This is a genomic window from Rheinheimera sp. 1928-s, assembly GCF_029269265.1.
Taxonomy (GTDB): Bacteria; Pseudomonadota; Gammaproteobacteria; order Enterobacterales; family Alteromonadaceae; genus Pararheinheimera.
In genome coordinates, this window is record NZ_JARIXP010000004.1 from 88,333 (window position 1) to 105,262 (window position 16,930).

General features: G+C 46.3%; 16 protein-coding genes. 10 read left to right on the top strand and 6 right to left on the bottom strand.

Annotation, left to right across the window (positions count from 1 at the left end; all coding sequences use genetic code 11):
• Both P3C17_RS10720 and infA read left to right on the top strand, forming a co-directional pair.
• Positions 1 to 714 (top strand): arginyltransferase, encoded by a 714-nt coding sequence (locus P3C17_RS10720; protein WP_300929438.1) that lies wholly within the window; start codon positions 1 to 3, stop codon positions 712 to 714.
• A gap of 95 nt (positions 715 to 809) precedes the next feature.
• Positions 810 to 1,028, top strand: a complete 219-nt coding sequence (gene infA / locus P3C17_RS10725; protein ID WP_008610216.1) for a translation initiation factor IF-1 — start codon at positions 810 to 812, stop codon at positions 1,026 to 1,028.
• A 100-nt stretch (positions 1,029 to 1,128) separates the two neighbouring features.
• Here infA and clpA read toward each other — a convergent pair whose 3' ends face one another.
• Together clpA and clpS are read right to left on the bottom strand one after the other, a co-directional pair.
• Entirely contained in the window at positions 1,129 to 3,384 is a 2,256-nt protein-coding gene (clpA, locus tag P3C17_RS10730; RefSeq protein WP_300929439.1) for an ATP-dependent Clp protease ATP-binding subunit ClpA, read from the bottom strand.
• 48 nt (positions 3,385 to 3,432) lie between these two features.
• Positions 3,433 to 3,753 (bottom strand): ATP-dependent Clp protease adapter ClpS, encoded by a 321-nt coding sequence (gene clpS, locus P3C17_RS10735; RefSeq protein ID WP_233006877.1) that lies wholly within the window; start codon positions 3,751 to 3,753, stop codon positions 3,433 to 3,435.
• A 254-nt stretch (positions 3,754 to 4,007) separates the two neighbouring features.
• Between clpS and cspD the strand changes: the two genes are divergently transcribed.
• Positions 4,008 to 4,229, top strand: coding sequence for a cold shock domain-containing protein CspD (gene cspD, locus P3C17_RS10740; protein WP_300929440.1), 222 nt, complete (start codon positions 4,008 to 4,010; stop codon positions 4,227 to 4,229).
• Positions 4,230 to 4,418: 189 nt separating this feature from the next.
• Here cspD and P3C17_RS10745 read toward each other — a convergent pair whose 3' ends face one another.
• The gene (locus P3C17_RS10745) at positions 4,419 to 6,641 is read right to left on the bottom strand and encodes an NADP-dependent isocitrate dehydrogenase (RefSeq protein ID WP_300929441.1); all 2,223 of its coding nucleotides are present in this window, start codon (positions 6,639 to 6,641) and stop codon (positions 4,419 to 4,421) included.
• A gap of 385 nt (positions 6,642 to 7,026) precedes the next feature.
• On the opposite strand from P3C17_RS10745, the gene P3C17_RS10750 reads away from it, so the two are divergent.
• The 5 genes from P3C17_RS10750 to P3C17_RS10770 all read left to right on the top strand — a co-directional run bounded on the left by P3C17_RS10750 (position 7,027) and on the right by P3C17_RS10770 (position 11,940).
• Positions 7,027 to 7,494 carry an NUDIX domain-containing protein gene (locus tag P3C17_RS10750; RefSeq protein WP_300929442.1) on the top strand — a complete coding sequence of 156 codons (468 nt, stop codon included), beginning with the start codon at positions 7,027 to 7,029 and terminating at the stop codon, positions 7,492 to 7,494.
• Between the two features lie 100 nt (positions 7,495 to 7,594).
• Complete coding sequence (gene mnmA / locus P3C17_RS10755) at positions 7,595 to 8,695, top strand: tRNA 2-thiouridine(34) synthase MnmA (protein WP_264346505.1); 1,101 nt, start codon at positions 7,595 to 7,597, stop codon at positions 8,693 to 8,695.
• Between the two features lie 3 nt (positions 8,696 to 8,698).
• Positions 8,699 to 9,337, top strand: coding sequence for a high frequency lysogenization protein HflD (gene hflD, locus P3C17_RS10760; RefSeq protein ID WP_300929443.1), 639 nt, complete (start codon positions 8,699 to 8,701; stop codon positions 9,335 to 9,337).
• 9 nt (positions 9,338 to 9,346) lie between these two features.
• On the top strand, positions 9,347 to 10,717 hold the full coding sequence (gene purB / locus P3C17_RS10765; RefSeq protein WP_300929444.1) for an adenylosuccinate lyase: 1,371 nt from the start codon (positions 9,347 to 9,349) through the stop codon (positions 10,715 to 10,717).
• 68 nt (positions 10,718 to 10,785) lie between these two features.
• The gene (locus tag P3C17_RS10770; protein ID WP_300929445.1) at positions 10,786 to 11,940 is read left to right on the top strand and encodes a cupin domain-containing protein; all 1,155 of its coding nucleotides are present in this window, start codon (positions 10,786 to 10,788) and stop codon (positions 11,938 to 11,940) included.
• Positions 11,941 to 12,037: 97 nt separating this feature from the next.
• Here P3C17_RS10770 and P3C17_RS10775 read toward each other — a convergent pair whose 3' ends face one another.
• Entirely contained in the window at positions 12,038 to 12,460 is a 423-nt protein-coding gene (locus tag P3C17_RS10775) for a DUF4826 family protein (protein ID WP_300929446.1), read from the bottom strand.
• 70 nt (positions 12,461 to 12,530) lie between these two features.
• On the opposite strand from P3C17_RS10775, the gene P3C17_RS10780 reads away from it, so the two are divergent.
• Entirely contained in the window at positions 12,531 to 13,715 is a 1,185-nt protein-coding gene (locus tag P3C17_RS10780; RefSeq protein ID WP_300929447.1) for a Glu/Leu/Phe/Val dehydrogenase, read from the top strand.
• Positions 13,716 to 13,838: 123 nt separating this feature from the next.
• Here the strand turns inward: P3C17_RS10780 and P3C17_RS10785 are convergent, their stop codons facing one another.
• A complete protein-coding gene (locus P3C17_RS10785; RefSeq protein ID WP_300929448.1) occupies positions 13,839 to 14,552 on the bottom strand; it encodes a hypothetical protein in 714 nt (237 codons plus the stop codon).
• A gap of 196 nt (positions 14,553 to 14,748) precedes the next feature.
• Between P3C17_RS10785 and wecC the strand changes: the two genes are divergently transcribed.
• A complete protein-coding gene (gene wecC, locus P3C17_RS10790; RefSeq protein WP_300929449.1) occupies positions 14,749 to 15,981 on the top strand; it encodes a UDP-N-acetyl-D-mannosamine dehydrogenase in 1,233 nt (410 codons plus the stop codon).
• Positions 15,982 to 16,068: 87 nt separating this feature from the next.
• On the opposite strand, the gene P3C17_RS10795 is transcribed toward wecC, so the two are convergent.
• Positions 16,069 to 16,923: a hypothetical protein gene (locus P3C17_RS10795; protein WP_300929450.1), complete on the bottom strand. Its 855-nt coding sequence runs from the start codon at positions 16,921 to 16,923 to the stop codon at positions 16,069 to 16,071.
• Positions 16,924 to 16,930: the final 7 nt, after the last annotated feature.

Sequence of the window (16,930 nt, forward strand, 5' to 3'; positions counted from 1 at the left end):
ATGTCAGGCTTAAAACTTGGAGTCAGCCAGCAACAGCCATGCAATTACCTGCCCGACCGCCAGGAGCGTTTATTATTTACTCTGCCGGATGAGCCCCTGGACGCGACCTTTTACCAGCAACTCTTAACGCTGAATTTCAGACGCAGCGGTGAGCAGATTTATACCACCTACTGTGAAGGTTGCCAGCAATGTCAGTCGGTGCGACTCGAAGCTACGGCATTTCAATTGAACAGCAACCAACGAAGGCTCTGGAATAAAGCCAAACGCACGAGCTGGCGATATCAGTTGGTACAACACAGCAAGACAAAGGATTGCACAGAAAAATACTATGCCTTGTACCAATCCTATATAGACACTAAACATGCCGACAGTTCGATGTCGCCGACCAGTCCAGAGCAAATGTCGTATTTATGGCAAGCTGACTGGCTGAAAATACAGTTTTTAGAACAATATGTAGGCGAAAATCTAGTGGCTGTGACCGTAGTCGACACCACTGCCGATGCCTTTTCCGCTGTCTACACTTTTTACCAGACTGGTCATGCTTTGGCTTTTGGCACCCTGGCGATTCTGGCGCTGATTGAACAAGCCAAAACAGAAAACGTCCATTTTGTTTATCTGGGTTATTACATCCAACACTGTCAAAAGATGAGTTACAAGGCAAAATTTTTACCACAACAACGCTTTATAGCCGGAGAATGGCTCTCATTTCGCTAAATCTGTCTATCTTGCTTTACTTATCTGCCCTTTTTCGGCAAAATCTGCGGCAGTTTTTTGAACTAATGAATTTAAATAAGAGGCTGGCACGCTGAATGGCGAAAGAAGATGTAATTGAAATGCAAGGGACTATCTTAGATACCCTGCCAAATACCATGTTTAAGGTCGAGTTAGAAAACGGCCACGTAGTTATTGCCCATATTTCAGGCAAAATGCGTAAAAACTACATTCGCATTCTGACAGGTGACAAAGTCACTGTTGAATTAACTCCTTACGATCTGACCAAAGGTCGCATCGTGTTCCGTCAACGTTAAGATTTGACGGAACCAAATAGCGCTAACGCTATTTGCTTTAAAGAAAAACCCGGCCAGGCCGGGTTTTTTCGTATTCGAAGAATTTAACTAAGCTTTATACTTATACCAAAGCTTCTTCTTCGTTGTAGTCAAATTCTAATTCATCGCCTTTCAGATCAATCCGCACATCACCGCCGTGCGCCAGTCGTCCAAACAAAATTTCGTTGGCCAAAGGCTTTTTCAGTTGCTCCTGGATCACCCGAGCCATAGGACGAGCACCCATTGCCTGATCGTAACCTTTGTCGGCCAGCCATTGACGGGCTGCACCACTTAACTCCATCGAGACTTGTTTTTTGTCCAGCTGCACCTGCAGGTCGCAAACAAACTTGTCGACAATTTGCAGAATAATGTCGCGGGATAAATGTTTAAACCAGATGATGCCATCCAAACGGTTTCTGAATTCAGGGCTAAAAGTCCGGTTAATTTCAGCTAACGCATCGTGGCTGTGATCCTGCTGCTTAAAGCCGATGGTTTTACGCACCGTCTCTTGCACACCCGCGTTGGTCGTCATCACCAAAATCACATTACGGAAATCCACTTTACGCCCGCTGTTGTCGGTTAACGTACCATGATCCATCACCTGCAACAGAATGTTGTAGATGTCAGAGTGCGCTTTTTCGATTTCATCCAAAAGCACCACTGAGTACGGATGTTTTGATACCGCATCGGTCAGTAAACCGCCCTGATCAAAACCAACATAACCAGGAGGCGCGCCAATAAGGCGGCTGACCGCGTGGCGCTCCATATATTCGGACATATCAAAACGCAGCAGCTCTACGCCCATAATTTTGGCCAGTTGTTTGGTGACTTCAGTTTTACCCACCCCTGTTGGGCCTGCAAATAAGAAGTTACCAATAGGCTTTTCTTCGTTGCCCAATCCAGAGCGGGATAAACGAATGGCCGACGTTAAGACCTCAATAGGTTCGTCCTGACCAAAGACCACCATTTTCAGGTTACGGTCTAAGTTCGCCAGCGTATCTTTATCGGACGCTGACACTGACTTTTCAGGAATACGCGCCATCTTGGCAATAATATGCTCAATTTCCGGCACATTAATCACTTTTTTACGTTTGGATACAGGCAATAACCGCTGACTGGCACCTGCTTCGTCAATCACATCTATGGCTTTATCCGGTAAATGCCTCTCATTGATGTACTTGGCCGACAACTCAGCGGCAGCACGCAGCGCTTTTTGGGTATAACGCACGCCATGGTGCGCTTCGTAACGCTCTTTTAAGCCTTGCAGAATTTGGGTGGTGTCATCCACGCTGGGTTCAACCACATCAATTTTCTGGAAACGACGCACCAGCGCTGTATCTTTTTCAAAGATGTTTTTAAATTCCTGATAAGTGGTTGAGCCGATGCAACGTAAACGACCACTGGATAACAGCGGTTTAATCAGATTGGATGCATCCATCACACCACCGGACGCTGCTCCTGCGCCAATGACAGTGTGTATTTCATCAATAAACAGCACTGCATCTTTTTCGTTTTCGATTTCTTTTAGCAAGGACTTTAAGCGCTTTTCAAAATCGCCACGGTATTTTGTACCGGCCAGCAAGGAGCCCATATCCAGTGAATAAATAGTGGCATTGGCAATGACTTCAGGCACCTGGTTATTGACGATGCGATAAGCCAGACCTTCGGCAATAGCGGTTTTACCTACCCCTGCTTCACCGACTAATAAGGGGTTGTTTTTCTTGCGGCGGCACAACACCTGAATCGTACGTTCCAGCTCCATATCGCGGCCAACCAATGGATCAATCTGGCCATTTTTCGCCAGAATATTCAGGTTCGCTGTGAAGCTTTCCAGGTATTTGTTTTCTTCAATCTGCACATCACCGTTTTCATCTTGCTGCTCGTCCTGCTGCTCGATTTTTTCGGTTTTGATTACGCCATGAGAAATGTAGTTGACGATATCCAAGCGGCTGATATCGATTTTTTTCAGCAAATAAACAGCCTGAGATTCCTGCTCACTAAAAATAGCGACTAATACGTTGGCCCCTGTGACTTCAGATTTACCTGAGGACTGCACATGAAACACTGCACGTTGCAGTACACGCTGAAATCCGAGCGTAGGCTGCGTGTCGCGGTCTGCGTCATCCTCTGGTAACAAAGGGGTGGTTGAATCGATAAAATGCGACAGATCAAGCCGCAGGCGGTCTATATTAGCACCGCAAGACTTTAATGCCTCACCAGCTGCCGGGTTATCCAATAAAGCTAATAATAAATGTTCCACCGTCATGTACTCATGACGCTTTTCCCGCGCAAACCGAAACGCCAGATTTAAGGTTAACTCAAGATCTTTGTTCAACATACAACATCACTCCTAATCCACCTGAGTTACAACAGCAGTTGTTTGGCGTTAAGCCCGTTCCATAGTGCATAACAATGGATGTTCGTGCTCTTTCGCATAAATGGACACTTGCTGAACTTTGGTCTCCGCTACCTCGGCCGTGAACACTCCACAGACCGCCATCCCCTCGTAATGCACCTGCAACATAATTTCACTGGCTTTTTCATATTGCATATTAAAAAACCGGGTTAACACATCAATGACAAAATCCATAGGAGTATAGTCATCATTGTGAAGTATCACTTTATACATGGAAGGAGGTTTCACCTGTTGCCGGGTTTTCTCCACCACTCCGTGATCTGTTCCATTATTTTCTTTATAACCGCTCATAAACTATAGCCACGCCTGTTCAAAGCATCAAAATTGCATTGATGTATTTTTTTGCCGGACCTAAAGCCACTACAGGCTTTGCGGCCACTTTGTATCCCTACCTTATAGATAGTACCTGCAACCTCTGTTTACAAGTCTGCAAAAAACTTGACTAGTTGCACAAATTATCTACAGTAAATGGTGGAGTCTGCCCGCAGCTCCCTGTTGCACCGTCTTAGAATACAGAATTTAGCTAACTTAGAGAAGGAAGTAGTATGGCTACCGGTAAAGTGAAATGGTTCAATAATGCCAAAGGATTTGGGTTTATTCGTGAAGATGGTCGTGACGAAGACATTTTCGCCCATTATTCAACCATTAACATGGATGGCTACCGTACGCTGAAGGCCGGCCAGGATGTGGTGTTTGACCTGTCTGAGGGCCCGAAAGGTTTACATGCAGTAAATATCGCACTGCCAGAGGGCGAAAAGCCTGAATAACCACCTGAAGCTCAGAATATCCATATGAAATGCCGGCTAAAGCCGGCATTTTTCTTTGGTCTCAATTGAACTATGGTTCGTCTTAAAATTAGACACAGTGGGTCTTAGGGGCCGCGGCTTGTCCCGGCCCGTCCATGAGCACCGAGGTATCATTAGACGGGAGAGGACAAGCCTCTCCCCTACAGTTAATTACAGTGCTGCTAATGCCTGATTAAAGGTATCGCTTGGGCGCATCGCTTTGGACGCTAACGCATCGTCTGGTTTGTAATAACCACCGATATCCACTGCTTTGCCCTGGACAGAATTTAATTCCTGCACAATTTTGGCTTCGTTTTCAGCTAAAGCTTTAGCCAAAGGAGCAAACTGAGCAGCTAAAGCTGCATCTTTGCTTTGTGCGGCCAGAGCTTCAGCCCAGTAGAAGGCCAGATAAAAATGGCTGCCACGGTTATCCAGCTGGCCCAGTTTACGGGTTGGCGACTTATCGTTATCAAGGAACTTAGCCGTCGCCTGATCCAACGCATCAGCCAGAACCTGAGCTTTAGCATTGCCAGTCACCTGACTTAAATGCTCCAGAGATGCAGCCAAAGCCAGGAATTCACCTAATGAATCCCAACGTAAGTGGTTTTCTTCAACAAATTGTTCAACGTGCTTAGGCGCAGAACCACCAGCACCAGTTTCAAACAAACCACCACCGTTCATCAGAGGCACAATAGACAGCATCTTCGCGCTGGTGCCTAATTCCAGAATTGGGAATAAGTCAGTTAAGTAGTCACGTAATACGTTACCTGTGACAGAAATAGTATCCAGACCCTCTTTGATGCGCTTTAAGGTATGACGGGTGGCGTCTTCCGGCGACATGATCTGAATATCTAACCCTGTGGTGTCATGATCTTTTAAGTAACGTTCTACTTTAGCAATCAGCTGAGCATCGTGAGCACGGTTTTTATCTAACCAGAATACCGCAGGCGTTTTGCTTAAACGGGCACGGTTGACCGCCAGTTTCACCCAATCCTGGATTGGAGCATCTTTGGCCTGACACATACGCCAGATATCGCCTTGCTCAACATTGTGTTGAATCAGCACAGTACCAGCAGCATCTACGACACGCACCTGACCAGCAGCTTTGATTTCAAAGGTCTTATCGTGTGAGCCGTATTCTTCCGCTTTTTGCGCCATTAAACCTACGTTAGGCACTGAGCCCATAGTACGAGGGTCAAAAGCACCGTGTTCACGGCAGAAATTGATGGTTTCCTGATACACACCGGCGTAGCAACGGTCTGGGATAATAGCTTTGGTGTCTTTTAACTTGCCGTCCGGGCCCCACATTTGACCAGAGGAACGGATAGCAGCAGGCATAGAAGCGTCGATAATCACATCGCTTGGCACATGCAGGTTGGTGATGCCTTTATCTGAGTTCACCATAGCCAGAGCAGGTTGCTTGGCATAGACAGCTTTGATATCGGCTTCAATTTCAGCTTTTTTATCGGCTGGCAGCTTCGCGATTTTTGCGTAGACATCACCTAAACCGTTGTTAGCATCCACACCTAATTCAGCAAAAGTGGCGGCGTGTTTTTCAAACACTTCTTTGAAGAATACAGTGACCACATGACCAAACATAATAGGGTCAGACACTTTCATCATGGTGGCTTTTAAATGCACAGACAGCAGCACATCTTTGGCTTTCGCATCAGCAATTTCTGCAGCGATAAAATCACGCAGTGCTTTTTTGCTCATGGCTGAAGCATCAATGATTTCACCAGCTTTTACTGCGGTTTTTTCTTTCAGTACTGTCACACTGCCATCAGCTGCTACATGCTCAATACGCACTTGGCCTGCTTCAGCAATAGTGACTGACTGTTCGCTACCGTAGAAATCACCTGCGCTCATATGAGCCACATGAGATTTCGACTCTTTGCTCCATGCGCCCATAGAATGTGGGTTTTTACGGGCATATTGTTTAACAGAAGCAGGAGCACGGCGGTCTGAGTTACCTTCACGCAGTACAGGGTTTACCGCGCTGCCTTTGACTTTATCGTAACGGCTGCGGGCTTCTTTCTCTTCAGCAGTTTTTGGATCTTCTGAGTAATCAGGCAGTTTGTAACCTTTAGCCTGCAGCTCTTTAATAGCAGCCACTAATTGTGGAATAGAAGCACTGATATTTGGCAGCTTGATGATATTGGCTTCTGGCGTATTCGCCAGCTCGCCTAAACCTGTTAAGGCATCAGGTTGACGCTGCGCTTCGGTCAGAAATTCAGGGAACAAGGCAACAATACGGCCAGCCAGAGAAATATCCTGAGTTTCAATTTCGATATCCGCAGTTTTGGCAAAAGCTTCCACTACAGGTAAAAAAGAATAAGTGGCCAATGCCGGGGCTTCGTCCGTAATAGTGTAGATAATTTTTGAGGTGGTCATATCGTTTCCTGGATTTACAGCAAAATTGAGTCGTTTGATAGGCAAACCTCTATGTCGAAGTGCCTATGCTGTTTAAAACGTTACAGTTACTCGCGGTGTGCGAGTATAACAGCGCTATTCGCAAGAACCTAGTCAGGGACTGTGCTTTACGACAGAAGTAGTAGAGGCCCAAACCCTGTCGCGCTTTATCCTACCTAATTGTCAGGCGAAAAAGCACTAGCCTGCGGCCCGACCACTGTGGCAACTTTAACGATTTATGGGCGTTTTGCGTCAATTACAACAAAAGATCGGTTTTTTTGTTCATATATGGCATAAATAGGTTGTCTTGTTGTTTTTCCGTCACTTTCTTTTTATTCGAAGCCCTCATTTAAGGAGCCTGTTGTTTATGTCCCGTCCTTTATTGCATTTAACTGTCGCCGCTGTACTGTATTTTCAAGGCCGTTATTTACTGGTGGAAGAAAAAGATAAAAACTCTGGCCGTCTGGTGCTGAATCAGCCTGCAGGTCATGTTGAGGAGAATGAGGATGTCGTCAGTGCCATCAAACGGGAACTACAAGAAGAAACAGGCCTGAGCTTAGAGCCTGATGCCTGGCTGGGTATTTCCCAGCTCAAAGCCGCCAATAGTCATTTTTATGTGCGGGTGAATTTTGTCTTTACCCCTACCGAATTACCAGCGCAGTATCAGCCACAGGATGACGATATTCTGGCGCTACACTGGTTGAGTTTGGCTGAGTTACGCACTCATGCCCTGCCTGTGCGTAGTCAACTAGTGCTGGATGCCATCACACAGTTTGAGCAAAAGCAGTTACTGCCGCTCCATCAGATTAAAGACGCAGTCATTCACAGCTATTGAAAACAAGTCTGCAGATCCGCTGTTATTAACATTTTTTGGCAAACAATTTGGTGGTATAATCCGCGCCCGTTCCCATCCAGCCAGTAAAAAGTGCGGTGTAATGTCAGATAACAGCAGCAAAAAAGTCATTGTCGGTATGTCCGGTGGTGTTGATTCCTCAGTGTCCGCCTACCTGCTGATGCAGCAAGGGTATCAGGTCGAAGGCCTGTTTATGAAGAACTGGGAAGAAGATGACGACAGCGAATACTGCGCTGCTGCTGATGACTTAAGAGATGCTCAGGCGGTCTGTGACAAGCTGGGTATCAAGCTGCATAAAGTCAACTTTGCCGCTGAGTACTGGGATAATGTGTTTGAATATTTCCTTGAGGAGTATAAAGCTGGCCGCACGCCGAACCCGGATATTATGTGCAACAAGGAAATTAAGTTTAAAGCTTTCCTTGAATTTGCTGCCGAAGCTTTAGGTGCCGACTACATCGCCACAGGCCATTATGTGCAGCGCCGTGAAGTCGAAGGCCACTGGCAGTTATTGCGGGGTCTGGATACCAATAAAGATCAGAGTTATTTCCTTTACACCATAGGTGAAGAACATGTGGCGCAAACCCTGTTCCCTGTCGGTCATCTGGAAAAGCCTCTGGTACGGGCTATTGCCGAAGAACAAGGTTTAATTACACACGATAAAAAAGACAGCACAGGCATTTGTTTTATCGGCGAGCGTAAATTTAAAGATTTCCTGCAAAAGTATCTGCCAGCCCAGCCTGGTGATATTTACACAGTAGACGGCGATAAAATTGGCCAGCACGATGGCCTGATGTATCACACTTTAGGTCAGCGTAAAGGTTTACGTATTGGTGGCTTAAAAGATGGTGATGATCAGCCCTGGTATGTGGTGGCAAAAGACTTGATCAATAACCGTCTTATTGTCGCTCAGGGTCATGACCATCCAAGTATGTTCTCCAAAGGTTTAGTGGCGAACCAATTGCACTGGGTCGATCGTACAGGCCCACAACAGGCGCTTCGCTGCACAGTCAAAACCCGTTATCGTCAAACCGATATTCCATGCACCCTGACCCCTATGCCAGATGGCACTGTGGTTGTGGTATTTGATCAGCCTCAAAAAGCCGTGACCCCAGGTCAGTCTGCTGTGTTTTACAGCGACGAGATTTGTTTGGGTGGTGGCATTATTAATTCGGCCATACAGTAAACTATGCAACACAGTATTCAGACTCAAACCCTTGCTCTGGCCGGTATGTGCCAGGCACTTAAGCTTTTACAGCAAGTCACCCGCACTAACGATGTGGCATTGACTGATTTACAGCTGTGTTTAGCCAGTATCGCCAATTTGTCTCCGGCCGAGCCTTTGGATATTTATGGCAAAGATGTGGCGAACCTGCGCGCTGGTTATCAGTGTCTGGTGGATCAGCTAGGTGACAATCAGCGCAAAGATGTGGAACTGACCCGTTATGTGGTGTCCGTCATTGCACTGGAGCGTAAGCTGACAAAAAACCGCGACAATCTGGATAACCTGGGTAAACGTTTATCCCGTTTAGAGCAGCAACTGCAGCATTTTTCTATTACCGATGAAAACATCATTGCCAATCTGGCCGATATTTATGTCGAATGCATCAGCTCTTTAGGCACCCGAATTCAGGTCGCTGGTCAGCCAGAACTGCTAAAGCAGCAACTGGTACAGCATAAAGTTCGCGCTTTGTTATTGGCCGCTATCCGCGCCGTGGTGTTATGGCGCCAGTCCGGTGGCAGCCGTCTGCATTTTGTATTCAAACGCAAAGCCCTGCTTAATGAAGCCAAATCCGTTTTACACACTATTGCCCCAACCCATTCATAGGAGCACCTAATGGAATTATCAGCATTAACCGCCATCTCCCCTGTAGATGGCCGCTATGGCTCAAAAGCCAGCGAGCTGCGTGAGTTTTTTAGTGAATATGGTTTAATCAAATTCCGGGTGACTGTGGAAGTGCGTTGGTTGCAAAAATTAGCAGCCACAGCAGCTATCACTGAAGTTCCGGCTTTATCTGACAGCGCTAATGCACTGTTAAACGGAATTGTCGACAATTTCAGCCTTGCTGATGCTCAGCGTGTCAAAGACATTGAGCGCACCACCAACCATGACGTCAAAGCTGTTGAGTATTTACTCAAAGAAAAAGTAGCGGGTCATGCCGAACTAGCAGCAATCAGTGAATTTATTCACTTTGCCTGTACCTCAGAAGATATCAATAACCTGTCCCATGGTTTGATGTTAGGTGCAGCCCGTGATGAAGTGTTGTTGCCTTTGTGCGATCAGTTATTAAACGAAATCAAAACCTTAGCTCAAAAATACAAAGCTATTCCTATGATGGCCCGTACCCACGGTCAGCCAGCCTCTCCTACCACTTTAGGTAAAGAGATGGCGAACGTGTACATGCGTTTAAAGCGTCAGCGTGAGCAAATTGCCAAGGTGGAACTGCTGGGTAAAATCAACGGTGCCGTAGGCAACTACAACGCACATTTGTCCGCCTACCCTAACCTGAACTGGCATCAGTTTGCAGAAGAGTTTGTCACCAGCCTTGGTTTAAGCTGGAACCCTTACACCACTCAGATTGAACCACATGACTACATTGCCGAGCTGTTTGACGCCATTGCGCGTTTTAACACTATTCTGCTCGATTTCGACCGTGATGTCTGGGGTTATATAGCTTTAGGTCACTTTAAGCAGCGCACTATTGCCGGTGAAATTGGCTCTTCGACTATGCCGCATAAAGTGAACCCAATCGACTTTGAAAATTCAGAGGGTAACCTGGGTCTGGCTAACGCCATATTCCAGCATTTATCGTCCAAGTTACCTGTATCACGCTGGCAGCGTGACTTAACAGACTCGACTGTGCTGCGTAACTTAGGTGTAGGTTTTGCGTATACGGTTATTGCTTATCATGCGAGCTTAAAAGGCATCAGCAAACTGGAAGTCAACGAAGCCAACCTGATGAACGAGCTAGATCAAAACTGGGAATTACTGGCAGAGCCGGTACAAACAGTGATGCGTAAATATGGCATTGAACAGCCGTATGAAAAGCTGAAAGAACTGACCCGCGGCAAACGTATCACGCCAGCTGACTTAGCGGTCTTTATCGATAAATTAGAGCTGCCTGCAGAAGTGAAAGCAGAATTAAAAGCACTGCGTCCTGATAACTACTTAGGTGCAGCTATCGAGTTGGTCGATTTACTGGACTAAACTAAGCTTCGGTTAGAGTTTTTATACAGGGCGATTTAATCGCCCTGTTTTTATGGTGAACCAGAACTATGTACCAATTATTTTTAAATGAATTAACCGCCCAGCAGTTTTTAGCAGAGTACTGGCAGAAAAAACCTTTGCTGATCAAAGCGGGCTTTAGAAACTTTGTCGACCCGATCAGCCCGGACGAACTGGCAGGCCTTGCCGGTGAAGAAGAAATTGAATCCCGTATTGTTAGCAATAAAAATGCGGTATGGGATATGGAAACCGGTCCTTTTGAGGATTTCAGCCATTTAGGCGAAGCAGGCTGGACTTTGCTAGTGCAGGCTGTCGATCACTGGCATCCGCACTCTGCTGCTTTGATAGAGCCGTTCCGCTTTATTCCAAACTGGCGTATTGACGATTTGATGGTGAGCTTTTCAACTGCAGGTGGTGGAGTAGGCCCGCATTTGGACCAATACGATGTCTTTATTATTCAAGGCCAGGGCAAACGTCATTGGCGCGTTGGCATGCCGGACAGCAGCTTAAAACAGCACTGCCCTCACCCGCGTTTATTGCAGGTGACTCCTTTTATCGACTGCATTGATGTGATCACTGAACCTGGCGATATTTTATATATTCCACCAGGTTGCCCGCATGATGGCATCTCGTTAGATCCGTCACTGAACTACTCAGTGGGTTTCCGCGCGCCGGCGCAAAAAGATTTACTGACGGGTTTGGCCGATCATCTGATTGATCAGGACATTACGGGTCGTCGTTTCACCGACCCAGAGCGTCAGATACCAGAGTCCGTCGGGGCTATCAGTGAACAAGATCTGAGCCAGGTGCAGGATTTGCTGCGTCAATTAGTAGACGACAAAAACCTTGCTGCTCAGTGGTTTGGCAGTTATATCAGCCATGCCAAACACGAGTTGGATGCAACAGAACCCGATCCACATTACGAAGCTGATGAAATTGCTGAGTATCTGCAAGAAGGGTCAGTGCTAGCCAAATTAGGTGGCCTGCGCACTTTGTATTATCAGGCCAATCCAGCCGAAGATATCCAACTCTTCATCAACGGTGATCGCTTTTTAGTACCTGCGATTGAGCTTGATACAGTGAAAAAACTGACGGATCAGGTTAGCCTGAGTCAGGAAGATTGCCAGCATTTTTCTGCTGATAACGGCCGTTTACAGCTCATAACACTGCTGATTAATAAAGGCTACTGGTACTTTACTGAATAAACCTCATCAGTGCTGATTGCTAAGAAACAAAAAACCGCCGAAGCGGTTTTTTGTTTCTTAAGCGCAGCATGTAAAGATTTATATACTCTCTGGACACTTAACTCTGCTTGCCCCACAACTCTTCTTTATCAAAGAGTTCATATAAACCGTGGGCTCTTCGTACCAATAAATTTGCAAAGTCTACTTTGGTTTGATCCAAAGCGCCGGAATTCATAATCTGCTCGGCTTTTAATTGCCAGTTAAATGAAAAAGCACGTACAGCATCTCTGGCATCTTTTGCCGCCGACAAAGGCAAGTGATCTGTAGGTAAATCACCACTTATTACCCAATATTGTTGACGGTTTTGTGCGGTCATCTTCCAAACAGCCATTATTGGTGTTAAATAACGAGATTCTGACACTGCCACAGTGTCTGGCAATATGCCTTTTTCTGCCAGGTACTGGTTTGCTTTTTGGAACTGAGCCTGAACCCACTCATTGTGCGCCTGCTCTTGTTGTTCCGGGGTTAACTGATCTGTCATTGCGATATTCCTCTCCTGAAGTGGCGTTACTTTATGTGACTCAATCCCGACAATCAAGAGTTGACACAAATTGTCGACAATCACCTGGTCTTACCAGACTATGTTTTTACAGATAGATGGCGAAAGTGTCGCTGAAGTGGTACATTCCGCGGCGCAAAAAAGCCCTTACCCTGCCCTGCAAGGTGCAGTGAGTTATATCAACGGAGAACAAGTCGTGGCTGTATTTAACCATCCTGAATTTGATAACCATGAGCAAGTCGTATTCTGCAGTGATGAAACCACAGGTTTAAAAGCCATTATTGCGATCCACAGCACAGCCTTAGGCCCTGCGACAGGTGGCTGCCGTATGTGGGACTACGTGGCTGATGAAGATGCCTTAGTTGACGTATTGCGTTTATCCCGTGGCATGACGTACAAAAATGCCATGGCAGGTTTGCCATTAGGTGGTGGTAAGGCCGTTATTATTGGTGATGCGAAAAAAATCAAATCTGAAGCCTTGTTCCGCAAATTTGGCAAGTTTGTCCATTCGTTGAGTGGCCGTTATGTCAGCGCTGAAGATGTAAACATCACCACTGGCGACATAATGATCGTCAACAAAGAAACACCTTATGTGGCTGGTTTAGAAGGTTTAAGCGGCAACCCAGGTCCTTTCACTGCACTAGGAACTTACCGTGGCATTAAAGCTGCGGCCAAGCATAAGTTTGGTACAGATGATTTGAATGGCCTGACTGTTGCGGTTCAGGGTTTAGGCAGTGTTGGTTTTTATCTGTGTGAATACCTGCATAAAGAAGGTGCCAAACTGATCGTAACTGATATCAATCAGGACGCTGTCAGCCGCGCCGTAGCGCAGTTTAACGCTACAGCTGTAGGCTTAGATGAAATCTATGCTGTTGACGCTGATATCTACGCTCCTTGTGCTTTAGGTGCCACCATTAACGACATCAGCATCCCTCAACTGAAATGCAAAATCATTGCAGGTTGTGCCAACAACCAGTTGAAAGAAAGCCGTCATGGTGAAATTTTGCGTCAAAAAGGCATTTTGTATGCACCGGACTATGTGATCAACGCAGGTGGCATTATCAATGTGGCCATGGAAATGCGGGCTCAAGGCTACAACGCTGAAGAGTCAACCACTAAGGTGAACCAGATTTACCATACGCTGATCAATATCTTCGAGCGCGCTGATGCTCAGCAAAAACCGACCAATGAAGTGGCCGATTTAATGGCGCAGGAAATTATCCGTAACGCCCGTTAACTGTATGCCACATCGACACCCAAAGTAATTGGAGTTGCAGCGCGACGACAAGCGAGCGAGACCCCAGGAGCATAGTTGTCCTATGTGACTGGGGCGAGTAGCGCAGTCAACAAAGCTGCAGCTTCAAGAACGCGGGGTATACCACTCAGTCCAGTCTTTAGTCAGCCAATACACCTGCAAACTTGCGGTTTCAGCCGCCAGCTTTGAAAACAAATCATAGTTCGACAGGTTCACCGTGAATAAACAGTTCCAGCCACAATTTACCGGCCTGAAAGTAGCGCTGGAAGCTGCATAGACTTGCGCATTCAACTGATGCATTTGCGATAATTTCTTCACTCGAAGCGCATGGTAGTCGCTGCTGATAAACAAATAATTTTTAGTTTTATCCAGCTGTTTATCTAAGGTTGCAAACTCATGATAAGTCGTTGGACCGCCATCAAAACACGAAATAGCGGCATACTCTGTTTTTTGTTTTAACAAGGCCTCGTAAGGCGCGCAGTAAAGCGTAGTCATATAAACATGGACCGGGCGTTGCTGCGCATTAATCATTAAAGACAGCTGATTGATCCTGTTGATAGCACAATCCGGCAAACTATGTTCATTGCCACCACAGCCCAGCAGCACATAATCACCATCAAAGTTGACAGGTAATTCAGCTGTGCTGATCTGCGAGCTGTACCATTCCCGCACCTGATTGGCGACCAGCGTATTACCAGTTAAATAAAACCAAATCAGCAGCAACCACAAGCCTTTGCGGCGGTAGTACAAGCAGGCGAAAAAAAATAACCAAAGAAATATATTCTGCGGATATAAAAAAGGTTCTAAAAAGTCTTTCACTTTGATTCCTTCCACTGAACTGTATCAGCAACTGGTAGCCACGATACCACAGACCTAATCAGTCACCATTCAGCTAACACTGTTATTTTATTAAAAATTTTCTTCAACAGCAGCCATCTGTCATCTAAGCTTTCTGGCGTGCTGTGATAAGATGTCGGCAAATAAAAACCAATAGTGCAGGTTAATGGAGTTCAGTATGTTTAAAACGGTATCGGTGATTGGTTTAGGCTATATAGGCCTGCCTACAGCGGCCATGTTGGCTTCTCGCAAGCTGCGGGTTATTGGTATAGATGTGAATCAACACGCTGTAGATACCATCAATCAGGGTAAAATTCATATTGTGGAACCTGAGCTGGACATGCTGGTGCATGCCGCTGTCACGGGCGGTTATTTATCAGCCCAAACGAACCCTGTAGCTGCTGATGCCTTTATGATTGCAGTGCCTACGCCATTTTTTGATGATCTGTCACCGGATTTAACTTATGTTGAAGCGGCGGTGAAATCTATAGCGCCAGTGCTGGCCAAAGGCAACTTAGTTGTACTGGAATCGACCAGTCCTGTTGGTACCACTGAAAAAATTTGCCAGTGGATAAGTGAAGCCCGCCCTGATTTAACAGTACCGACAGATTCATCTCAGCCTGACATTCACGTCGCTTATTGCCCGGAACGCGTGTTACCTGGTCGTGTTGTATATGAGCTGATTGCCAATGACCGTATAGTCGGTGGTTTAACACCAGCCTGCTCTGAAAAAGCCAAAGCTCTGTATCAAACCTTCGTGACAGGTGAATGCTTGCTCTCTGACGCCCGCACCGCCGAAATGTCAAAACTGACAGAAAACGCCTTCCGTGACGTCAATATAGCCTTTGCTAACGAGTTGTCGGTGATCTGTGACGAGCTGAAGATTAACGTTTGGGAACTGATTAAAATGGCGAACCGCCACCCTCGCGTAAACATTCTGACGCCAGGCGCTGGTGTTGGTGGTCACTGTATCGCTGTTGATCCATGGTTCATCGTGCACTCAGCACCAGAGCAAGCGAAATTGATCCGCACAGCCCGTGAAGTGAACGACTTTAAACCTCAATGGGTACTGCAGAAAATTTTATCTACTGTGGCTAATCACGCGTTGCATAAACCTTCTGTGGCCTGTTTTGGTTTGGCCTTTAAGCCTGATATCGACGATTTACGTGAAAGCCCGGCTTTGCACATCGTCAATGATTTAGCCGCAGCTTATCAGGGTAAAATCTATGCGGTAGAGCCGAACGTGGAACAAACCAACAAGCTGGCTGCAAACGTTGAACTGGTGTCTGTAGCACAAGGTTTAAAAGCCGACATTATTGTGATCCTGGTGAACCACAAAGGTTTCGGCGATTTAGATTTCAGTAAAAACAGCCTGATTAACGTGGTAGGCCCGTTACGCTCAGCTCATTAAGTATCAGCCACTACTGATAAATTAGACAAAAGGCCGGTGAAATCACCGGCCTTTTTAGTTTGTTCCATTGGATGCAGAACCTCTGATTCAGTGTTCAGTTGTTGCCGCTGATTTACGCAGATAATCCTGATAGACCTTTTCTAATCGGTCTGTATTGCTAGCGTCTACCCAACTGAACATCGCCGTTTTGTACGCTGGTGTTAGCCACAACGCCATCAGCGCTTGGTTTATTTCAGTGATCAATTGCTGCCCAGCCGGACTTTTGTTGCAGGTAATATAAGACACCACATAAGGCGACGCATCCACCACTGCCCGGCTTTGGATCTGCAGTTTTTGTGGATAGTGTTTCAGATAAAAGGCCATCCGCTCCGGATATTCCACCACGTAGTCAACTCGTTTTGATAACAGCAGCGCTGCAGCATTCACTTCACTGGTAAACTCATGAGGAATAAAATTAGCGTACTGCGTAGCATCCATTACAGAGGCAGGATAAAAACGGTTAGGCTGATAAGCTCCAAGTAAGGTCTTATCTTGCGCCAGTTGGCGTATGTCGATACTGCCATCAGCTTGCATAGCAGCATGCTGTTGCAGTACTGCTGAAGTCCGAAAATGCACAGCTAAACCAGGTAGTACAGTCACGGCTTTAGAGTACCAACGGGTTTTTGCTCTTTTTTCAGTGAAAATGGAGCCAAAGCTGCAAACACTGTAGTTATTTTGCAAAAAAGCCTGTTCCAGTCGGGGTAAATTTACAACTTTGACCTGGTGTGTCAGATGAGGCAGCTGTGCGATCAACAGTTTGTGCAGCACATCAAAGGTGCCCTGGTCCTGGTAAACTCCAGTGGTGATTTGATGAGGAGGCCAGTCTGTTTTAAGCCAGGTTACCTGCGCTGCGATTAAGCTTTGACAGCAGAACAAAGCCGCAATGATCACAACTTTACACACGACAACC